This is a genomic window from Aureimonas flava (assembly GCF_003583935.1).
Lineage (GTDB): Bacteria > Pseudomonadota > Alphaproteobacteria > Rhizobiales > Rhizobiaceae > Aureimonas > Aureimonas flava.
On sequence record NZ_QYRN01000010.1, the window covers coordinates 57,227 to 76,800 of the forward strand.

General features: G+C 70.8%; 19 protein-coding genes. 12 read left to right on the top strand and 7 right to left on the bottom strand.

Translation table 11 applies throughout. The annotated features are described in order from the left end of the window. Window positions 1-13: 13 nt before the first annotated feature. On the bottom strand, window positions 14-538 hold the full coding sequence (locus D3218_RS17080) for a Ros/MucR family transcriptional regulator (RefSeq protein WP_119541288.1): 525 nt from the start codon (window positions 536-538) through the stop codon (window positions 14-16). A 229-nt stretch (window positions 539-767) separates the two neighbouring features. Between D3218_RS17080 and D3218_RS17085 the strand changes: the two genes are divergently transcribed. Beyond that, window positions 768-2,021 (top strand): MFS transporter, encoded by a 1,254-nt coding sequence (locus tag D3218_RS17085; RefSeq protein WP_119541289.1) that lies wholly within the window; start codon window positions 768-770, stop codon window positions 2,019-2,021. A gap of 149 nt (window positions 2,022-2,170) precedes the next feature. On the opposite strand, the gene D3218_RS17090 is transcribed toward D3218_RS17085, so the two are convergent. The 3 genes from D3218_RS17090 to D3218_RS20270 form a co-directional block, all read right to left on the bottom strand. Continuing rightward, the gene (locus D3218_RS17090; RefSeq protein WP_119541290.1) at window positions 2,171-2,836 is read right to left on the bottom strand and encodes a YiaD family glycine zipper/OmpA-like lipoprotein; all 666 of its coding nucleotides are present in this window, start codon (window positions 2,834-2,836) and stop codon (window positions 2,171-2,173) included. A gap of 228 nt (window positions 2,837-3,064) precedes the next feature. Further along, entirely contained in the window at window positions 3,065-4,096 is a 1,032-nt protein-coding gene (locus tag D3218_RS17095) for an aspartate-semialdehyde dehydrogenase (protein WP_119541291.1), read from the bottom strand. Window positions 4,097-4,362: 266 nt separating this feature from the next. Next, window positions 4,363-4,488 (bottom strand): hypothetical protein, encoded by a 126-nt coding sequence (locus tag D3218_RS20270; RefSeq protein WP_280959979.1) that lies wholly within the window; start codon window positions 4,486-4,488, stop codon window positions 4,363-4,365. A gap of 233 nt (window positions 4,489-4,721) precedes the next feature. On the opposite strand from D3218_RS20270, the gene D3218_RS17100 reads away from it, so the two are divergent. Next, window positions 4,722-6,377 (top strand): MFS transporter, encoded by a 1,656-nt coding sequence (locus D3218_RS17100; RefSeq protein WP_119541292.1) that lies wholly within the window; start codon window positions 4,722-4,724, stop codon window positions 6,375-6,377. A gap of 87 nt (window positions 6,378-6,464) precedes the next feature. Here the strand turns inward: D3218_RS17100 and leuB are convergent, their stop codons facing one another. After that, window positions 6,465-7,580, bottom strand: coding sequence for a 3-isopropylmalate dehydrogenase (leuB, locus tag D3218_RS17105; RefSeq protein ID WP_119541293.1), 1,116 nt, complete (start codon window positions 7,578-7,580; stop codon window positions 6,465-6,467). Window positions 7,581-7,627: 47 nt separating this feature from the next. Continuing rightward, window positions 7,628-8,233: a 3-isopropylmalate dehydratase small subunit gene (gene leuD / locus D3218_RS17110; RefSeq protein ID WP_119541294.1), complete on the bottom strand. Its 606-nt coding sequence runs from the start codon at window positions 8,231-8,233 to the stop codon at window positions 7,628-7,630. A 118-nt stretch (window positions 8,234-8,351) separates the two neighbouring features. On the opposite strand from leuD, the gene D3218_RS17115 reads away from it, so the two are divergent. Genes D3218_RS17115 through D3218_RS17125 form a run of 3 tightly spaced genes read left to right on the top strand, consistent with a single transcriptional unit; the run spans window position 8,352 to window position 10,168 of the window. After that, the gene (locus D3218_RS17115) at window positions 8,352-9,242 is read left to right on the top strand and encodes an HpcH/HpaI aldolase/citrate lyase family protein (RefSeq protein WP_119541295.1); all 891 of its coding nucleotides are present in this window, start codon (window positions 8,352-8,354) and stop codon (window positions 9,240-9,242) included. Window position 9,243: 1 nt separating this feature from the next. Next, window positions 9,244-9,453 carry a DUF1737 domain-containing protein gene (locus tag D3218_RS17120; RefSeq protein ID WP_119541296.1) on the top strand — a complete coding sequence of 70 codons (210 nt, stop codon included), beginning with the start codon at window positions 9,244-9,246 and terminating at the stop codon, window positions 9,451-9,453. 13 nt (window positions 9,454-9,466) lie between these two features. After that, on the top strand, window positions 9,467-10,168 hold the full coding sequence (locus D3218_RS17125) for a TIGR02117 family protein (protein ID WP_245415093.1): 702 nt from the start codon (window positions 9,467-9,469) through the stop codon (window positions 10,166-10,168). A gap of 60 nt (window positions 10,169-10,228) precedes the next feature. On the opposite strand, the gene D3218_RS17130 is transcribed toward D3218_RS17125, so the two are convergent. Continuing rightward, window positions 10,229-10,891: a GntR family transcriptional regulator gene (locus D3218_RS17130; protein WP_119541297.1), complete on the bottom strand. Its 663-nt coding sequence runs from the start codon at window positions 10,889-10,891 to the stop codon at window positions 10,229-10,231. A gap of 149 nt (window positions 10,892-11,040) precedes the next feature. On the opposite strand from D3218_RS17130, the gene D3218_RS17135 reads away from it, so the two are divergent. From D3218_RS17135 to D3218_RS17165, 7 genes are all read left to right on the top strand, one after another. Next, window positions 11,041-12,165 (top strand): sugar ABC transporter substrate-binding protein, encoded by a 1,125-nt coding sequence (locus D3218_RS17135; protein WP_119541344.1) that lies wholly within the window; start codon window positions 11,041-11,043, stop codon window positions 12,163-12,165. 110 nt (window positions 12,166-12,275) lie between these two features. After that, on the top strand, window positions 12,276-13,814 hold the full coding sequence (locus D3218_RS17140) for a sugar ABC transporter ATP-binding protein (RefSeq protein WP_119541298.1): 1,539 nt from the start codon (window positions 12,276-12,278) through the stop codon (window positions 13,812-13,814). Next, window positions 13,811-15,898: an ABC transporter permease gene (locus tag D3218_RS17145; RefSeq protein ID WP_119541299.1), complete on the top strand. Its 2,088-nt coding sequence runs from the start codon at window positions 13,811-13,813 to the stop codon at window positions 15,896-15,898. The genes D3218_RS17140 and D3218_RS17145 overlap by 4 nt, the downstream gene beginning before the upstream one ends. A gap of 19 nt (window positions 15,899-15,917) precedes the next feature. Further along, the gene (locus tag D3218_RS17150; RefSeq protein WP_119541345.1) at window positions 15,918-16,688 is read left to right on the top strand and encodes an SDR family oxidoreductase; all 771 of its coding nucleotides are present in this window, start codon (window positions 15,918-15,920) and stop codon (window positions 16,686-16,688) included. Next, window positions 16,689-17,636, top strand: coding sequence for a 3-hydroxyacyl-CoA dehydrogenase (locus D3218_RS17155; RefSeq protein WP_119541300.1), 948 nt, complete (start codon window positions 16,689-16,691; stop codon window positions 17,634-17,636). 25 nt (window positions 17,637-17,661) lie between these two features. Continuing rightward, window positions 17,662-18,618, top strand: coding sequence for a 3,5-dioxohexanoate:acetyl-CoA acetone transferase (kce, locus tag D3218_RS17160; RefSeq protein WP_119541301.1), 957 nt, complete (start codon window positions 17,662-17,664; stop codon window positions 18,616-18,618). A 26-nt stretch (window positions 18,619-18,644) separates the two neighbouring features. Further along, window positions 18,645-19,523, top strand: coding sequence for an SMP-30/gluconolactonase/LRE family protein (locus D3218_RS17165; RefSeq protein WP_119541302.1), 879 nt, complete (start codon window positions 18,645-18,647; stop codon window positions 19,521-19,523). Window positions 19,524-19,574: the final 51 nt, after the last annotated feature.

A 19,574-nucleotide genomic window follows, 5' to 3' on the forward strand; every position in this document is an offset into this window, starting at 1 on the left:
CCCGCCGGTCGTGCTACTCCGCGGCGGCCGCCTTCTTCGGGGCGCGGCGGCGCTTGGCGGGCTTCTCGTCGGCCGCCTCGGCCCGCGGCGCCGGTTCGTCCGCCTGCAGAGCGACCTCGGGCTCCGCTTCCGGGGCGGCCTTGCGGCCGAGGCCGATGCTCTTGGCGAGTTCGGAGCGCTTGGCGGCGTAGTTGGCGGCGACCATCGGATAGTCGGGCGCGAGGCCCCACTTCTGACGATAGGCCTCGGGCGTCAGGTCGTAATGCGTCTTGAGGTGGCGCTTCAGCGACTTGAACTGCTTACCGTCCTCCAGGCAGATCAAGTAGTCGGGCGTCACCGACTTCTTGACCGGGACGGCCGGCACCAGCGGCGCGGCGGGCGCGGCTTCCGGTTCCTTGGCAGCGTCGAAGTCGAGCGAGGCGTAGACGACGCCGATCAGCGGCGCCAGGTCGTCCCGCGTCACATGGTTCTTGCTAACATAGGCCTTGACGATCTGTGCGGTCAGATGTCGGCGCGACACGTCCTTACTGCTGTCCATTTCGATCCTCTCGAAGTTTTGCGGACGAATAACGCAGTCACGTATATTGGTCTACCCTGTCGTCGCCGGGAGGGGCACCGTTCTTTTTCTGTAAACATATCTTTCCTGTCATCGGCGTCGCCGCCGCGGACGACCCGCGTCCGGCGCATGCCAGACATGCGCCGGACGCGGTGGCGCGGGCGCGCGTTTCGTGCGCAGCCTCCGCACGATCCGATCGAGTGACCGTCCCATGACCCTTCCATCCGCTCCCGCCGCCCGCCCGGTCGACCTGCCGGACGGCGCCTCGCCCCGCGTCGGCCTCGCCCTCGCCTCCCTGTCGCTCGGCTCCTTCGTGATCGGGGCCGGCGAGTTCGGCATCATGGGCCTCCTGCCCACCATGGCGGCCGATCTCGGCGTGACCATCCCGCAGGCCGGGCTGCTGGTCACCGGCTATGCGCTCGGCGTGGTGTTCGGCGCGCCGCTCCTGGCCGTCGTCACCTCGCGCTGGGAGCGGCGGCGCACGCTGTTCCTGCTGGCGCTGGTCTTCTTCGCCGGCAATCTCGCCTGCGCCCTGGCGCCGACCTACGGCCTCCTGATGGCCGCGCGCCTCTTCACCGCGCTCGCCCACGGCGCCTTCTTCGGCATCGGGGCGGTGCTCGCCGCCGAGATCGCCCGGCCCGGCCGCGAGGCGCAGGCCATCGCCATGCTGTTCGTGGGCATGACGCTCGCCAACGTCTTCGGCGTGCCGCTCGGCACCGTGATCGGCCAGTCCTTCGGCTGGCGGTCCGCCTTTCTCGTGGTCACGGTGCTCGCCGGCCTCACCGCCTTGATGATCGCGCTGTTCGTGCCCGTCAGCCGGCCCCGGCCGGGCGTGCGCTTCGCCGAGGAGATGCGGGCGCTGGTCCGCCCGCCAGTGCTCCTCGCCATGCTGCTCAGCGTGCTCGCCTCCTCGGCGCTGTTCGCCCTCTACACCTACATCGCCCCGCTCTTGATCAACGTGACGGGTCTTCCCGAGACGGGCGTTCCCTACCTGCTCTTCGTCCTGGGAACGGGCATGACGATCGGCAACCTCGCCGGGGCGCGTCTGGCCGACTGGAAGCTGATGCCCTCCATCATGGGCCTCTTCGCCGCCATGGCCGCGATCCTCACGGGCATCCACGTCTTCGCCGCGAGCCCGGTGCCCATGGTGGTGCTGATGCTGCTGTGGGGCATGGTCGTGTTCGGCCTGACCTCGCCCATCCAGATGCGGATCGTGGCGACCTCGCAAGGGGCGCGCAACCTCGCCTCCACGATCAACCAGAGCGCCTTCAACCTCGGCAACGCCTTCGGCGCCTGGGTCGGCGCCATGATGATCTCGGCCGGGCTCGGCTACGACGCGCTGCCGCTCGCCTCCGCGGCCCTGGCGCTCTGCGCGCTCGCCGTCGCGGCCCTGAGCTGGCGGATGGACGGGCGCGGCGCGTCCCTGCAGGGGGCGCCGTCCCCCACACCCCTGCCGGGGGAATGATCCCCCCGGCCTCCCATCCCTCGTGACATGGAAAAAGGGGGCTCGCGGCCCCCTTTTCCATGTCACGAGGGACAGACGGTTCGCAAACGCCTTTCCGAGCGGGATCGGGGCGGCTGCCCCGCCTCGATCCCCTGCCTCGTGCCGTCCGGTCAGCCCGCCTGCAGCGGTGAGATGGAGATCTCGACACGCCGGTTCTGGGCGCGGCCGGCCTCGGTCGCGTTGGAGGCGATCGGCCGGCTCATGCCGTAGCCCTGCGTGTTGAGGCGGCGCGGGTTGACGCCCTGGCTCGACAGGAACTGCGAGACCGACTGGGCGCGGCGCTGCGACAGGGCGAAGTTGTAGCCCTCGCCGCCCACGTTGTCGGTGTTGCCGGCGACGTCGACGATCGACTGGTCGTACTTGTTGAGCACGATGGCGACGGACTGGAGCGTCGGGTAGAACTCGGAGCGAACCTGGTCCTGGTTGGTGTCGAAGGTGATGTTGGAGGGCATGTTGAGGATGATCCGGTCGCCCTGGCGGGTGACGGAGACGCCCGTGCCCTGGAGCTGGGCGCGCAGGTCCGCCTCCTGGCGGTCCATGTAGGCGCCGATGCCGCCGCCGCCGATGGCGCCGATGCCCGCGCCGATCAGCGCGGCGCGGCCGGGATCGCTGCCCGTGGCGCGGCCCACGAGATAGCCGCCGAGCGCACCGGCGCCCGCGCCGATGCCGAGCCCGCCGGCGGTGTTGGAGAGCTTCTGCTCTCCCGTGTAGGGGTCGGTGGTGCAGCCGGCCAGCAGGCCGGCCGACGCGACGGCGACGAGAACGAGCTTCTTCATGACGAGATCCAGCCTTCCGATGGTTCGGGGCTCCTCGTGCGGCGGGATGCCCTCGATGGTCGTGAGGAAGGGGCTAGAGAACAGTCGGGGCTGGATTGGGGCTGACCGGACGATTCCACGCCCGTGCAACAAAAAAATCCGCCGCGCTGCCGGGCAGGCCCCGCACGACGAAGGGCCGGCCCCCGTTTCGGGAGGCCGGCCCTTCGTCGTCGTGAGGAGGTCGAGGCGTCAGGCGGCCTGGCGCTGGCCGATCAGCTTGCGGTTGACCAGGAGCTCGGCGATCTGGATCGCGTTCAGCGCGGCGCCCTTGCGCAGGTTGTCGGCGACCACCCACATGTTGAGCCCGTTCTCCAGCGTCTGGTCCTCGCGGATGCGGCTGATATAGGTCGCGTCCTCGCCGGCCGTGTCGATCGGCGTGACGTAGCCGCCGTCCTCGTGCTTGTCGATCACCAGGCAGCCGGGCGCCTCGCGCAGGATGTCGCGCGCCTCGTCGGCGGTGATCGGGTCGGCGAATTCGATGTTGACCGATTCGGAATGCCCGATGAAGACGGGCACGCGCACCGCGGTGCAGGTCACCTTGATCTTCGGGTCGAGCATCTTCTTGGTCTCGGCCATCACCTTCCACTCTTCCTTGGTGGAGCCGTCCTCCATGAAGACGTCGATATGGGGGATGACGTTGAAGGCGATGCGCTTGGTGAACTTCTTGGCCGTGACCGGATCGGCCACGAACACGGCGCGGCTCTGCTCGAACAGCTCGTCCATGCCGTCCTTGCCCGCGCCCGACACCGACTGGTAGGTCGAGACCACGACGCGGCGGATGGTGGCCTTGTCGTGCAGCGGCTTGAGGGCCACCACGAGCTGGGCCGTGGAGCAGTTCGGATTGGCGATGATGTTGCGCTTGGCGAAGCCCGCGACCGCGTCGGCGTTGACCTCGGGCACGATCAGCGGAACGTCGGCGTCGTAGCGGAAGGCCGAGGAATTGTCGATCACGACGCAGCCGGCCTGGCCGATGCGGGGCGCCCATTCCTTGGCCACCGAGCCGCCGGCCGACATCAGGCAGATGTCGGTGCCCGCCCAGTCGTAGCTCTCCAGCGCCTTGACCTTGAGGGTCCGGTCGCCGAACGACACCTCGGTGCCCTGGCTGCGGCGCGAGGCCAGCGCCACCACCTCGTCGGCCGGAAAGCCGCGCTCGTCCAGGATATTGAGCATCTCGCGGCCGACATTGCCCGTCGCGCCGACCACAGCCACCTTGTAGCCCATCTTGAAACCCGCCAGTCCTTCGCCCCGAGAACCTGAAGTCACGCTCTTGTCGCCCCGTCCCGGGGGCAAGCGGGACGAGGGGTCAGATAATGATCGTGGTTTTGGTGGAGGTGAGCGTGCACATGGGGCCGCTCATGCGCCGTCGCCGAGGCGAAGTCAATTGGGAAGTTCGCGCCGCGCGCGGCGGTGGCCGGGCGTCTCGAACGCAAGCGGCCGGCGCCCCGGTTGGGCACCGGCCACTCGAACGGCGGATGGGCGAGATCGTCTCAGGCGCGACGGTCGGGGTAGGCGCCGCCGGCGGGACGCGGCTGGGCGCTGCCGCGGACGGAGCGCTCCGCGATCTTCTTGGTGATCCAGCCCACCACCAGGGCCTTGATAATGCTGCGGATCATGGCGGACTCCCGACCTGTTGAGCTGGCAGGACAATGCGGCACGAGAGGGAGGGTTCCCGCGATGAACTTCCTGTGATTGTGGCGGAAGCGCGATTGCAACTTCCCTTTCCGTCAGAATTCGGTAACTTTTCCTTATGGCGCTCGGGAGGCGCCGCCGCACCAACGCGGCCTGGGAGGGCAACTGCGTGACGAGTTATCCAACGAGCGCCGATCCGGCGTCCGAACGCAAACCCATGACGAAACGCGAGCGGAAGGTGATCATCGCCTCGTCGCTCGGCACCGTGTTCGAGTGGTACGACTTCTATCTCTACGGAACGCTGGCGGCGATCATCGGCCGGCAGTTCTTCTCGCAGTTCCCGCCCGCGACGCAGGCGATCTTCGCGCTCCTCACCTTCGCCGCCGGCTTCCTGGTGCGCCCCTTCGGCGCACTGGTGTTCGGGCGTCTGGGCGACCTCGTGGGTCGCAAGTACACCTTCCTCCTGACGATCCTGATCATGGGCCTGTCGACCTTCGCGGTCGGCCTCCTGCCGGGCTACGACCAGATCGGCGTCGCGGCGCCCATCATCCTCGTCGCGCTGCGCATGGCCCAAGGCCTGGCGCTCGGCGGCGAGTACGGCGGCGCGGTGGTCTACGTCGCCGAGCATTCGCCGCGCAACCGGCGCGGCTTCTACACCGCCTGGATCCAGACCACGGCGACGATGGGCCTCCTCCTGTCGCTCGCGGTGATCGTGACGCTGCGCATCAACATGGGCGAGGAGGCGTTCCAGACCTCGCAGCCCCTGTTCTTCGGGCTCGAAGGCGGCTGGCGCATTCCCTTCCTTCTGTCGATCGTCCTGCTTCTGATCTCCGTCTACATCCGCCTTCAGATGCACGAGTCGCCGATCTTCCAGAAGATGAAGGAGGAGGGCACCCAGTCCAAGGCGCCGCTGCGGGAAGCCTTCGGCAACTGGCGCAACGGCAAGATCGTTCTGATCGCGCTGTTCGGCTTGGTGATCGGCCAGGCGGTGGTCTGGTACACGGGCCAGTTCTACGCGCTGTTCTTCCTGCAGACGGTGCTCAAGATCGACCTTCTGACCGCCAACGTCCTGATCGCCTGGGCGCTGATCATCGCGACGCCGTTCTTCCTGGTGTTCGGCTCGCTGTCGGACCGGATCGGGCGCAAGCCGGTGATCCTGGCCGGCTGCCTGCTGGCGGCGGCCACCTACTTCCCGCTGTTCAACGCGCTGACGCAGGCCGCCAACCCGACCTACTCCAGCGCCATCGAGAACGTTCGCGCCGAGGTCGTGGCCGACCCCGCCACCTGCGGCTCGCTGTTCGACCCGGTCGGCATCCGCACCTTCACCACGCCGTGCGACGTCATGCGCCGCACCATGTCACAGCAGGCCTTCCGCTACACGCAGGTCGACGCGCCGGCCGGCACGCCGGCGCAGCTCGTCGTCAACGGCGGCGCGCCGATCGCCTTCACCGACGCCAAGGCCTTCACCGACGCGCTGGGCCCCGCCATGGTCGCGGCCGGTTATCCCGCCGCCGACGATCCGGCCAAGGTCAGGATCGACGGGTTCTTCTCCGCGCTCGGCAACGTCCAGGCGCTGAAGATCATCGCGATCCTCACGGTGATGGTGATCTACGTGACCATCGTCTACGGCCCGATCGCGGCGGCCCTGGTGGAGTTCTTCCCGACGCGCATCCGCTACACGGCCATGTCCTTGCCCTATCACATCGGCAACGGCTGGTTCGGCGGCCTTCTGCCGGCCACCGCCTTCGCGATCGTCGCCTCGACGGGCGATATCTTCGCCGGTCTCTGGTACCCGGTGTTCTTCGCGCTCCTGACGGTGGTCATCGGCCTCCTCTTCGTGCGCGAGAAGCGGGGCGTCGACCTGGCGGACTGAACCGCCGAAACCGCGACAGGAAAAAGGGCCCCGGCAGCGATGCCGGGGCCCTTCTCGTTGCGCTGCCGCCTCGACGGGCGTCGTGGCTCAGGCGGCGAGCCGGCGCTCGAACTCGGCGGCCAGCGCGTCGCCCATCTCGGCGGTGCCGACCTTGCGGCAGCCGGGCGCCATGATGTCGCCCGTGCGCGTGCCCGATTCCAGGACCGCCGCGATCGCCGCCTCCAGCGCGTCGGCCTCGCGCGTCAGCGCGAAGGAATAGCGCAGCATCATGGCGAACGAGGCGACCATCGCGATGGGGTTGGCGAGGCCCTGGCCCGCGATGTCGGGCGCCGAGCCGTGCACCGGCTCGTAGAGCGCGCGGCGCCGCCCCGTGGCGGGGTCCGGGCTTCCGAGCGAGGCCGAGGGCAGCATGCCGAGCGAGCCGGTGAGCATGGCCGCGATGTCGGACAGCATGTCGCCGAAGAGGTTGTCGGTGACGATCACGTCGAACTGCTTGGGCGCGCGCACGAGCTGCATGCCGCCGGCGTCGGCCAGCATGTGCTCGAGGCGGACGTCCGGGTATTCGTCGCGGCCGATGCGGCTCACCACCTCGTTCCACAGGACGCCCGTCTTCATGACGTTGCGCTTCTCCATGGAGGTGACCTTGCCGTGGCGCGTGCGCGCGGCTTCGAAGGCGGCGCGCGCGATGCGCTCGATCTCATAGGTCTCGTAGACCTGCGTGTCGACGCCGCGCTTCTGGCCCTCCCCGAGATCGACGATCTCCTTGGGGCTCCCGAAATATACGCCGCCGGTCAGCTCGCGCAGGATCAGGATGTCGAGCCCGTCCACGAGCTCGCGCTTCAGCGACGACGCCTCCGCGAGCGCCGGGTAGCAGATCGCGGGGCGGAAGTTGGCGAACAGCGCCATGTCCTTGCGCAGGCGCAGGAGGCCCGCCTCGGGGCGGATCTCGTAGGGGACGGGGTCCCATTTCGGCCCGCCCACCGCGCCGAACAGCACGGCGTCGGCGGCGAGCGCGCGGCCCATGTCGGCGTCCGTGATCGGCACGCCGTGCGCGTCGATCGCCGCGCCGCCCACCAGCGCCTCCTCGGTCTCGAACCGGTCGCCGCCGGCCCGGTCGAGCACGGCCACGATCTTGCCGACCTCGGCCATGGCCTCCGGTCCGATGCCGTCGCCGGGCAGGAGCAGGAGCTTGTGGGTGGTCATGGCGGGTCCTTTCGATGTGGCGTTCGGGTCGATCGGCCGGCGCGGCCTCAGGCCCAGGGGCGCTCGGCGGCGAGCCGGTCCTCGAAGGCGGCGATGCCACCCTCCTGCTCCAGCGTCAGGCCGATGTCGTCGAGCCCGTTCAGGAGGCAGTGCTTGCGGAACGGGTCGATCTCGAAGCGGATGGCTTCGCCGTCCGGGCGGCGGATCTCCTGCGCCGCGAGGTCCACCGTCAGGCGCGCGTTGGCGCCCTTGCCGGCGTCGCCCATCAGGGCGTCGAGCTGGTCCTGGCTCACGCGGATCGGCAGGATGCCGTTCTTGAAGCAGTTGTTGTAGAAGATGTCGGCGAACGAGGTCGAGATCACGCAGCGGATGCCGAAGTCGAGAAGCGCCCAAGGGGCATGCTCGCGGCTCGATCCGCAGCCGAAATTGTCGCCCGCCACCAGGATCTCGGCCTGGCGGTAGGCCGGCTTGTTGAGCACGAACGCCTCGTTGTCCGAGCCGTCCTCCCGGTAGCGCAGGTTGGCGAAGAGGCCGACGCCGAGCCCGGTCCGCTTGATCGTCTTCAGGTAGTCCTTCGGAATGATCATGTCGGTGTCGACGTTGAGGATCGGCAGCGGCGCGGCGACGCCCGTCAGGTGGTCGAACTTCTGCATGGGAAACCGTCCTCTCCTTGTCCGATGGCCTTCGGCGCCTCGATACACCCTTCGTCTCGCGCGCAAAAGCCTCGTTGAGCGCGCTTGAACGCGCCCGCCCGATCGGGCAGGGAAGGGCATGACCGCCGCCCCGCCGCCCCTGCGCTCCGCCCTGTTCGTGCCGGCCGCCAACGCCCGCGCGCTGGAGAAGTCGTCGGTGCTGCGGCCCGACGCTCTGATCTTCGACCTCGAGGATTCGGCGGCGGCCGGCGAGAAGGACGCCGCGCGCGAGCGGCTGCGCGCCCATCTCGTCGCGCTGCCCGAACGCCGGTCCGGCGACCCTTCGCGCGTGGTGCGGATCAACCCGCTCGCGCAGTCCGGCGGCACGGAGGACCTCCTGATGGCCTGCGCAGTGCGGGCCGACGCGATCCTCCTGCCCAAGGTGGAGGGCCCCGACGCGCTCCAGGAGGCGGATACGGCGCTCGGGCATTGCGATGCTCCGGCGCGCCTGGCGCTCTGGGCCATGGTGGAGACGCCGGCCGGCGTTCTGCGGGCCGCCGCGATCGCCGCCGCGCCGCTGGGGCGCCCGCTCGGCGCCCTGGTGATCGGCCCGAACGACCTGGCGCTCGCCGCCGACTTGCGCCTCTCGCCCGGCCGACCGGAGCTGATGCCCTGGATCGGCCCGGTGCTGGTGGCGGGCCGCGCGCACGGCGTGCCCGTGCTGGACGGTGTCTTCAACGACCTCGCCGACGCGGACGGGTTCGCCGCCGAATGCGCCCAGGGGCGACGCTTCGGCTTTTCCGGCAAGACGCTGATCCACCCGTCGCAGATCGCCCCCGCCGAGGCGGCCTTCGGGCCGTCGGCGGCCGAGATCGCGGAGGCGCGCGCGATCGTCGCGGCCTTCGCCGATCCGGCGCAGGCGGAGCGCGGGGTGATCCGCCTCGGCACGCGTATGGTGGAGCGGCTGCATCTCGTCCAGGCGGAGGCGCTCCTGGCGCGCGACGCCCTGATCCGATCACGAAAGGACTGACATGACCAAGCTCTACCGCCTCCTCACCGGCCCCGACGACGCCGCGTTCTGCCACCGGGTGTCGCTCGCGCTGTCCCGCGGCTGGGAACTCGCCGGCAGCCCGGCCTATGCCTTCGACGCGGCGGAGGGCGTGATGAAATGCGCGCAGCCCGTCACCAAGGTGGTGGAGGGGGTGGACTACGATCCCTCCATGAAGCTCGGCGAGCAGTAGGACACCGGCACCCTTGGCCTGGCTCGCGCGGCTGGCGGCGGGGCTCGCGGCGATCGTCTGCGTCCTCGCGGGCCTGTCGGTGCTCGGGCTCGTGGTGCCTCGGCCGCCCACCGCGTCCTTCCCGCCGGCGGGCGGGGCGGCCGGACGCCACGTCGTCCATCTCGCCGCCAATCCCATCCACACCGACATCCTCCTGCCGGCGGCGCCCGAGGTGCTCGCCCGCTTCGGCTTCCTCGCCGGCGACGGTCTCGACCTCGAGCATCCCGCGCTGGCGACGATCGCGATCGGCTGGGGCGGGCGGACCTTCTACACGCAGACGCCCACCTGGGACCGGCTGACGTTCGAGGCGGTGTGGCGCTCGGCCACGCTGGACCGATCGGTGCTCCACGTCGCGCTCGGCGGCGCGGTGGAGGACGGGGCGCCGGGCATCGTCCGGGTGGAGCTCGGCGACGCCGCCTTCGCCGCCCTCCTGGACGCGATCGCCGCGAGCTTCGAGCCGGGGCCGGACGGCGCGCCGCAGGTGCTGCCGGGCATGGGCTACGGCTCTTTCGACCGCTTCTACGAGGCTCGGGAGCGGTTCAATCTCCTCGCCGGCTGCAACACCTGGACCGCCGCGACCCTGCGCGCGGCCGGGCTGCGCACCGGCCTCTGGTCGCCCCTGCCGCCGCTGCTGCTCTGGAGCCTCGTGCTGCACGCGCCGGCGGCGCCGGCCTGAGATCGCCGCCGCCGGGTCCTTGCGCGATCCCACGGCGCGAGACCGCCCGGGGACCCGAGATCAGATCAGCTCGCGAAGCACGCGGTAGGCGCCCTCGATGTCGGCGCGCAACGCCTCGACGGCGCGCGCCGCGTCGCCCCCGCGCAGGGCGTCGAACAGCTCCTCGTGGCAGCGGTTCGAGATGTGGAAGTTCCCCGATTCCCGCAGCAGGTGGAAATAGGGGCTGATCTGGAGCCAGAGCACCTCGATCATGCCGGCGATCACCGGCGACCCGGCTTCCTGGTAGATGCGGAAATGGAGGTCGTGGTTGGCCCCTACGTAGAGCTTGGCGTCGGCGGTCCGCTCCGCCTCGCGCAGGCGCTCGAGGATGGGGCCGAGATCCCGCAGGAACCGCGGGTCCTCCCGCTCGCCCGCCCAGCGGACGGCGGTGCTCTCGACCTCGAGGCGGACCCGCGTCAGATCATCCAGCCGCGCACGCGTCAGCTTCGGGATGCCGATCGTGCGGCCCGACACCACGGTCAGCGCGCCGATCGCCGACAGTCGCGTCAGCGCCTCGCGCACCGGCATCGGGCTGACCTCGAACGCCTCGGCGAGGCTGGCGACGGTGATCGACTGTCCCGGCGCGATGCCGCCCTCCAGGATCAGGCCGCACAGACGGCGGAACACGCCGTCCTGCAAGGTCTCCCTGCGAAGCGGCGAGACGCTTCCCCGAATTGCCGACATTCCATTCCCCCGACGCGCCGCACATTGCGGCTCGACCATAGAACTTTCGCGAGGCGTCTTGAAGCATTCTCTGATTTTTGATCTAAAATCAAAAAGCACGCCGACGATGCTGCGCAAAGACAGCGGCGGCCTTGCATGGGGAGGTGATCATGACGTTTGCGACCCGCTTCGGGGCGTTGGTGGCGACGCTCGGCCTTTCGGCCCTGATGGCGCTGCCGGCCGTCGCGCTGGACAGGCACAAGGTCTATCTGTCGATGAGCTACATCGGCAACGACTGGCAGGCGGAGGCCTCCAACATGGTCAAGGCCATGGCGGCTTCCGCGTCCTTCAAGGACAAGGTGGACCTCGAGGTCCAGGTGGCGGGCCCCAACGCCCAGCGCCAGATCCAGCAGATCAACGCCATGGTCCAGGCGGGCGCCGAGGCGATCGTGGTCTATCCGATCTCGCCCACGGCGCTGAACCAGGTAGTCAAGAACGCCTGCGCCAAGGGCGTGAAGATCGTCGCCTACGACGCCGAGATCACCGAGCCCTGCGCCTACAACGTGACGATCGACCAGGCCGAGGCCGGGCGTCGCACCGCCGAATGGCTGGTCGACAAGCTCGGCGGCAAGGGCGACGTCGTGATGGTCACGGGCGTGCCCGGCACCTCGGTCGACACCGCGCGAACGGCCGCCGCCAAGGACGTGTTCGCCCGGCATCCGGACATCCGCGTCGTCGGCGAGGCGGTCGGCCTCTGGAGCCAGGCCGTGGCGCGCACGGAGCTGTCCAAGCTCCTCGCCACCCGCGACTGGGACGGGATCGACGGCCTCTGGATGCAGGTCGGCTGCTACACCGCCAATTCGATGCAGATCGAGGCGGGGCGCCCGGCCGACCGGCTCAAGCCGTGCGCGGGCGAAGGCTCCAACGGCGGGCGCGTGCAGATGCTGCCCGCCGGCACCGAGGTGGAGGGCGCGGACGGAACCTATGCTCCGATGGGCGCGCCGCGCATCTCCTATGCCTCGCCGCCCTATTCGGGCGCCTACGCGCTGAAGCTCGCGGTGGAGATGCTGGACGGACGCAAGGACGTGCCGCAGCACACGACCCTGCCGCTGCCCATCGTCACCAACGAGACCGTGAAGCTCTGCGACACCGGCACCTGGGAGGAGATGCGCAACGGCTGCAACGTGTTCAAGCCGTCGATCGTCGCCAATCCCGGCTGGTTCGCCTCGATCTTCTCCGCGCAGACCCCGGAGGTCGCCCTGAACGCCGCCCTGGTGGGCCAGCCCGAGAACTGAGGAGGAACGGCGCGCCGCGGCGTGCCGCCCCGCGCGCGCCGTCTGCCGCGAGACCGCGGGGGTGCGCCCCGCGCCGCCCCTTTCCCGTGTCACCCCGCGACGAGAGTGCCATGATCCGATCGTCCCCGCCGCAAGCCATCGCCTTCGAGGCCGTGTCCAAGGCGTTCGGCGCCACCAAGGCCGTCGTCGACGTCAGCTTCGCGGTCGCGGGCGGGGCGGCGCATGCCCTGATCGGCGAGAACGGGGCGGGCAAGTCCACCACGATGAAGCTCCTGTCGGGCCTGATCGAGCCGGACGCCGGGCGGATCCGCATCGGCGGGGAGCCGACGCGCCTTGCGAGCCCGCGCGACGCGCACCGGGCCGGCATCCGCACCGCCTTCCAGGAGCTCACCCTGGTGCGCGACCTGTCCGTGCTCGACAACATGCTGCTGCCGAGCGCGCCCACCGGTTGGCTCGGCACCCTGCGCCGCGCGGCGGTGGCCGATCGGGTGGAGGCTCATTTCGCGCGCCTCGGGATGCGCGTCGACCTCCACGCGGAGGCGGGGCGGCTCGATCTCGCCATGCGCCAGAAGATCGAGATCGCGCGCGCGCTCTACCGCGAGCCGCGCATCCTGCTTCTGGACGAGCCGACCTCGGCGCTGGCGGGCGGCGACGTCGATTGGCTCGGCCGCATCATCGCCGACGCCACGGCGGACGGCGTCACCGTCCTCTTCATCTCGCATCGCATGCCGGAGGTGCGGGCCTTCTGCCGGTCCATGACGATCCTGCGCAACGGCCGGCACATCGCCAGCGGCGCGGTCGGCGACTTCCCGGACGAGCGGGTGGTGGAGCTCATCATCGGCCGTTCGCTCGACCAGACCTTTCCCGCGCGCCTGGCGAGGGCTGAGGCCGAGATGCCGGCTCCGGTCCTGGAGACGCGATCCTTGAGCGCCGGGCCCAAGCTGCGCGACGTCGATCTCCAGCTCCGGCCGGGCGAGATTCTCGGCGTCGCCGCGCTCCAGGGCATGGGCCAGCTCGACCTGTTCGGCGCCTGCTTCGGCGCGGTGCCCGTCACGGCGGGGCAGATCCGGGTGGACGGGTGGCCGGTGCACCTCTCCGCGCCGGCCGACGCGCTCCATCCCTCGCTGCGCATCGGCTTCCTGCCGGAGGACCGCAAGACCGAAGGCCTCTTCCTGCGGCTCGACGGCACGGCCAATGCCAGCCTCCCGGTGATCGGCCGGTTCCGGCGCGGCGGGCTGATCGACGGGCCGGCCGAGCGCGCCGCGACCGAGGCCGCGTTCAGCGCGGTGGACGTCTCGCCGGTCGCCGCCTTCACCGAGGCCGGCGCCTTCTCGGGCGGCAACCAGCAGAAGATCGCGCTCGCCAAGTGGCTGGTGGCCGAGAGCCGCATCCTCCTCCTGTTCGACCCCACGCGCGGCATCGACGTCGGCACCAAGCACCAGCTCTACGAGCTGATGCGCGCCTTCGCCGACGCGGGCGGCGCGGTTCTCTTCCATTCCACCGAGATCCCCGAGATCGTCCATCTCAGCGACCGGGTGCTGGTGCTCTACGAGGGTTGTGTCGCCGCGCGGCTCGACGGGGACGCGATCGACGAGCGGGCGGTCATGGGCGCCGCGCTGGGCGCGCCCGCCGCCGGGGTGGCGGCATGAGCCGCGTGGCCGCCCCGACCGACGGCCGGCCCCTCGCGCCCGGCCTCGGGCGCTGGTTCGCGCGCAACCGCGCGCCGATGGTCGCGCTCCTGGTGTTCGCCGCCCTGTTCGCGCTGGTGGACGCGATCAGCCCCGGGCCGATGACCTATTTCGACGTGTCGTTCCAGGCGAGCGGCGGCACGCCGCTGGCGCTCGCCGCCATGGGCCAGACGCTGGTGGTGCTCTCGGGCGGCTTCGACCTGTCGGCCGGCGCCGTGATCTCGCTGGTCAACGCCGTGCTCGCGGCCACGATGGATCCGGCCGACATGGAGGCCTCGGTCCTCGTCTGGACCCTGGCCGGCATCGGGATCGGCATGGCGGTCGGCGCCGTCAACGGGGTCTTCGTCGCCGTGCTCCGGCTGCAGCCGATCGTGGTCACCCTGTCCACCATGTTCATCGTGCAGGGGCTGACGCTGCTCGTGCTCGACCAGCCGGGCGGCTTCGTCTCGCCCTCGCTCGGCGCGCTCTACATGGGCGACGCGATCGCGCAGTTCGTGCCCGCGTCCCTGGTGCTCCTCGGCCTCGCGGCGCTGTTCTGGCTGTGGCTGCGCCGGACGCGCTTCGGCGTCGCGCTCTATGCCGTGGGCAGCGATCCGCAGGCGGCGGCGGCCACCGGCGTGCGCGTCGCGCTGGTGCGCTTCGGGGCCTATGTCCTGGCGGGCGGCTTCTACGGCCTTTCGGGCGTCTTCGTCAGCGCGCAGACCGGCTCGGGCGATCCGCTCGTCGGCAACTCGCTGCTCCTGTCGATCTTCGCCGCGGTGGTGATCGGCGGCACGCGGCTCGGCGGGGGCCGGGGCGGGCTGGTGGGCACGATCTTCGGCGCCTTCGTGCTGATGATCGTGGTCAACATCCTTCTGGCGCTCAACGTGTCGGCCTATTTCGCCACCATCGCCGAGGGCGGCGTGCTGCTCGCGGCCGTGCTGGTCGGCTCGCTGTCGCGCGACTCGGTCCTGTTCGAGCAGATCGCCCGCCTGCGCGGCATCGTTCGCGCCCGCCGCGCCGGCACCCACGTCTCGCAGCGCCCCGCCGAGGATCGCAGGCTCGCCTTCGTCGCGACCCGGCCGGGCGGGCGGCCGGCGGCCGACCGGATCCCCGAGCCCGGCCTCCTGCGCCGCCACGCCGGCACGCTGCGCCATGCGCTGCCCGCCTGGCTCTGCCTCGCGCTGGTCCTCCTCGCCACGCAGGCCGTGCTCGGCAACACGCTGGCGAACTGGGGCTTCTGGAACTCGTTTCTCGTGCTGTCCACCTTCCTGGTGGTGCTGGCGCTCGGACAAGGGGCGGTGATCCTGACCGGCGGGCTCGACCTGTCGGTGCCCTGGACGATCGGCCTGTCCGGCATCGTCCTCGCCGGGATCGTCGAGGGCTCGGACGCGGCGCTTCTCTATGCCGTGCCCGCGGTGATCGCGATGGCGGCGCTGATCGGCCTGTTCAACGGGCTCGGCGTCGTCGCGCTCGGCCTGTCGCCCATCGTGGTGACGCTGGCGATGAACGGCATCCTGCAGGGTGCGGCGCTGCTCTATTCCGGCGGCACGCCCTCGGGCTTCGCCTCGCCCTGGCTGCGCTGGCTGATGACCGGGCGGCTCGGCCCCGCCACGCCCGTGCTCGTGCTCCTCGCCCTGTTTCTCCTCGCCGGCACGCTCCTCCTGTCGCGCACGGCCTTCGGGCGACGCGTCTACGCGGTCGGCAACAGCCTGGAGGCGGCGCGGCTGTCGGGCGTTCGCACGGGACGGGTGATCGTCGGCGTCTACGTCCTGTCGGCGCTCTGCGCGGCGCTGGTGGGCGTCCTGCTCACCGGCTTCTCCGGCCAGGCGAGCCTCGGCATGGGCGACGACTATCTTCTGCCGTCCATCGCCGTGGTGGTGATCGGCGGGGCGCTGATCACCGGCGGGCGCGGGCACTTCCTCGGCATGGTCGGCGGGGCGCTGCTCCTGACCGCGCTCCAGACGCTGCTCGCCGGCACCACGCTTCCCTACGCCTTCCGCGCCATCCTGTTCGGCTGCGTCGTGCTCGCCGCCGTGATCGCGCTTCGAGAGAAAAGGAGCTGAGCCCGTGGCCAGCAACATCATGAGCGGCCTTGCGGGCCAGCGGGTCGTGATCACGGCGGGGGCCGGCGGCATCGGTCTCGCCACGGCGCGCCTGCTGCACGACCAAGGGTGCCGCCTCGCCGTGTGCGACGTCTCGGAGGAGGCGCTGGCGCGCGTCGCGAGCGAGCTGCCCGGCACGGTGGTGGCGCGCGCCGACGTGTCGGACGAGGGGGACGTGGGCCGCTTCTTCGAGGTCGCGCTCGGCGGGCTCGGCGGGCTCGACGCGCTGGTCAACAATGCCGGGATCGCCGGCCCCACGGGCGGGGTCGAGGACATCGCCGTCGCCGACTGGCGGCGCTGCCTCGACATCGGCCTCACCGGCCAGTTCCTCTGCGCCCGTCTCGCCGTGCCGCAGCTCAAGGCGGCCGGCGGCGGCTCCATGGTCAACATGTCCTCCTCGGCCGGACGCCACGGCTACGCGTTCCGCACGCCCTACGCCGCCGCCAAATGGGGGGTGATCGGCTTCACCCAGTCCCTCGCCAAGGAGCTCGGCCCCCACAACATCCGCGTCAACGCCATCCTGCCCGGCATCGTCGCGGGCCCGCGCATGGAGGGCGTGATCCGGGACCGGGCCGCGCAGACCGGCGTCTCCTACGAGGACATGGAGGCGCGATACCTCGCCACGACCTCGCTGCGGCGCATGGTGACGGCGCAGGACGTCGCAGCCTCGGTCGCCTTCCTCCTGTCCGACGCCGCCCGCAACCTGTCGGCCCTGTCCTTCAACGTCGACGGCAACGTGGAGACCCTCTAGATGCGGATCGTCGCGATCGTCGGCGCCGGCCTGATCGGGCGCGCCTGGGCCATCACCTTCGCGCGGGCCGGATGCCGCGTGCGCCTCTGGGACCCGGACGCCGCCGCGGCGCCGGGGGCGGTGGCGTTCATGCGCACCGTCGCCGAGGATCTGGAGCGCAACGACCTCCTGTCCGGGCGCACGGTCGAGGAGGTGCTGGCGGCCGTCGAGCCGGTGGACGTGCTCGCCGACGCGCTCCCGGGTGCCTTCTGGGTGCAGGAATGCGGGCCCGAGAGGATCGAGGGGAAGCGCGAGACCTTCGCGCTGCTCGACCGCCTGTCGGACGGGGAGACGGTGCTCGCCTCCTCCTCGTCCGCGCTCCTGCCCTCGGCCATCTCGCAGGGCCTGCCCGGACGGGCGCGCTGCGTGGTCGCCCATCCGATCAACCCGCCCTACCTGGTGCCGGCGGTGGAACTCGTGCCGGCGCCCTGGACCGACCCCGGGGTGATGCGGCGCGGCGCCAAGTTCCTGCGCGCCGTCGGCCAGGTTCCCCTGGTGATGGAGCGCGAGATCGACGGCTTCATCATGAACCGACTGCAGGGCGCGCTGCTCGACGAGGCCTTCCGCCTGGTGGAGGGCGGCTACGCCAGCGCCGCGGACGTGGACCGGGGCATGGCCGACGGCCTGGCGCTGCGCTGGAGCTTCATCGGCCCGTTCGAGACGATCGACCTCAACGCGCCGGGCGGCATCGCCGACTACGTGGCGCGCTACGGGCCGATGTACGAGGGCCTCGGCCGAACCATGCGCAGCCAGCCCGACTGGGCCCGTGCGACCGCCGGGGGCATCGAGGCCGAACGGCGCGCCGCGACCCGGGCCGACGCGCTGTCCGACCGCCAGACCTGGCGCGACCGCCGCCTGATGGCGCTGCGCGCCCACAAGCGCGCGGCCGACCGCGATCTCGGCCGCTGACCCTTCGACCCCCGAGGAAGACCCCATGTCCAAGCCCTCCGCTCCCGCCCCCGCTTCCGCCGGCAAGGTCATCATCACCTGCGCGGTGACCGGCGCGATCCACACGCCCACCATGTCGCCCCACCTGCCGATCACGCCGGACGAGATCGCCGCCGACGCGATCGGCGCGGCGGAGGCGGGCGCCGCCATCCTGCATCTCCACGCGCGCAACCCCGAGAACGGCAGGCCCGACCAGACGCCGGAAGCCTTCGCCCGCTTCCTGCCGCGCGTGAAGCAGGGCACCGACGCGGCGATCAACATCACCACCGGCGGCAGTCCCTACATGAAGGTCGAGGAGCGCGTGGCTCCGGCGGCGACCTTCCGGCCGGAGGTCGCCTCGCTCAACATGGGCTCGATCAACTTCGGGCTCTACCACCTGGCGCCCAAGTACGAGACCTTCCGGTTCGACTGGGAGAAGCCGCACCTCGAGGCCACGCGCGACCTCGTGTTCCGCAACTCCTTCCAGGACATCGAGTACATTCTCGAGACCTGCTACGGCAACGGCACGCGCTTCGAGTTCGAGTGCTACGACATCGCCCATCTCTACAACCTCGCCCATTTCGCAGATCGCGGCCTCGTCAAGGCGCCCTTCTTCGTCCAGTCCGTGTTCGGGCTTTTGGGCGGCATCGGCACCCATCCGGAAGACGTGATCCACATGAAGCGAACGGCCGACCGGCTGTTCGGCACCGACTTCCGCTGGTCGGTCCTGGGCGCCGGGTCCAGCCAGCTGCGCATCGCCGCGCAGGCGGTCTCCATGGGCGGCAACGTGCGTGTCGGGCTGGAGGATTCGCTCTGGGCGGGCAAGGGGCGGCTCGCGACCTCGAGCGCCGAGCAGGTGCGCATGGCGCGCCAGATCATCGAGGGCCTGGGCCTCGCCGTCGCGACGCCCGCCGAGGCGCGCGCCCTCCTCCATCTCAAGGGCGGCGATCAGGTCGGCTTCTGAGGCCCATCAACGGACGGGAGTGTCCCATGCGCATCGATGTTCTCCTCGACGTCAAGACGACGCTCGGCGAAGGCCCGCTCTGGGATGCGGAGCAGGAGCGCCTCTACTTCATCGACAGCTTCGACGGCCGCGTCTTCCGCGCCACGGCCGACGGGGGCGAGCTGCGCGCCTGGGACGTGCCGGGCAAGATCGGCTCGATGGCCCTGCGCAAGGACGGCGCGGGGGCGATCGTCTCGCTCCAGCAGGGGTTTTACGCGCTCGATTTCCGGACCGGCGACTGCGAGCCGATCCACGATCCCGAACCCGACCGGCCGGCCAACCGCATCAACGACGGCAAGGTCGATCGGCGCGGGCGCTTCTTCGCCGGCTCCATGGACACGATGGAGGAGGGCCCCTCCGGCGCGCTGTACCGCCTCGACCCGGACTTCAGCGTCCACGAGGTGGACACCGGCATCATCTGCTCCAACGGTCCCTGCTTCTCGCCGGACGACCGCACCTTCTACTTCGCCGACACCTGGACCGGCGAGATCTGGGCCTACGACTTCGACCTCGAGACCGGCGCCGTCTCCAACCGGCGGACCTTCGCCAGGGTGGACACGTCGGAGGGCGGTGCCGCCGACGGCTCCACGGTGGACGCCGAGGGGTGCCTCTGGAACGCCCTGGTCTATGCCGGCAAGATCGTGCGCTACACGCCGGACGGGGCGGTGGACCGGGTGATCGACATGCCGGTGAAGAAGGTGACGAGCGTGATGTTCGGCGGGCCCGACCTCGACACCCTCTTCGTCACCTCGATGGCGAAGCCGCCGCTGCCGCGGTTTCCGGGCGACGGCGTCCAGCGCGGCAGCCTGTTCGCGATCCGCGACCTCGGCGTCCGGGGGCTTCCCGAACCGCGATTCGGCGCCTGACCGCCGATCCCGCATCGACCCGGTTCAGGGCCCCGGCGCCGCCCGGCGGGG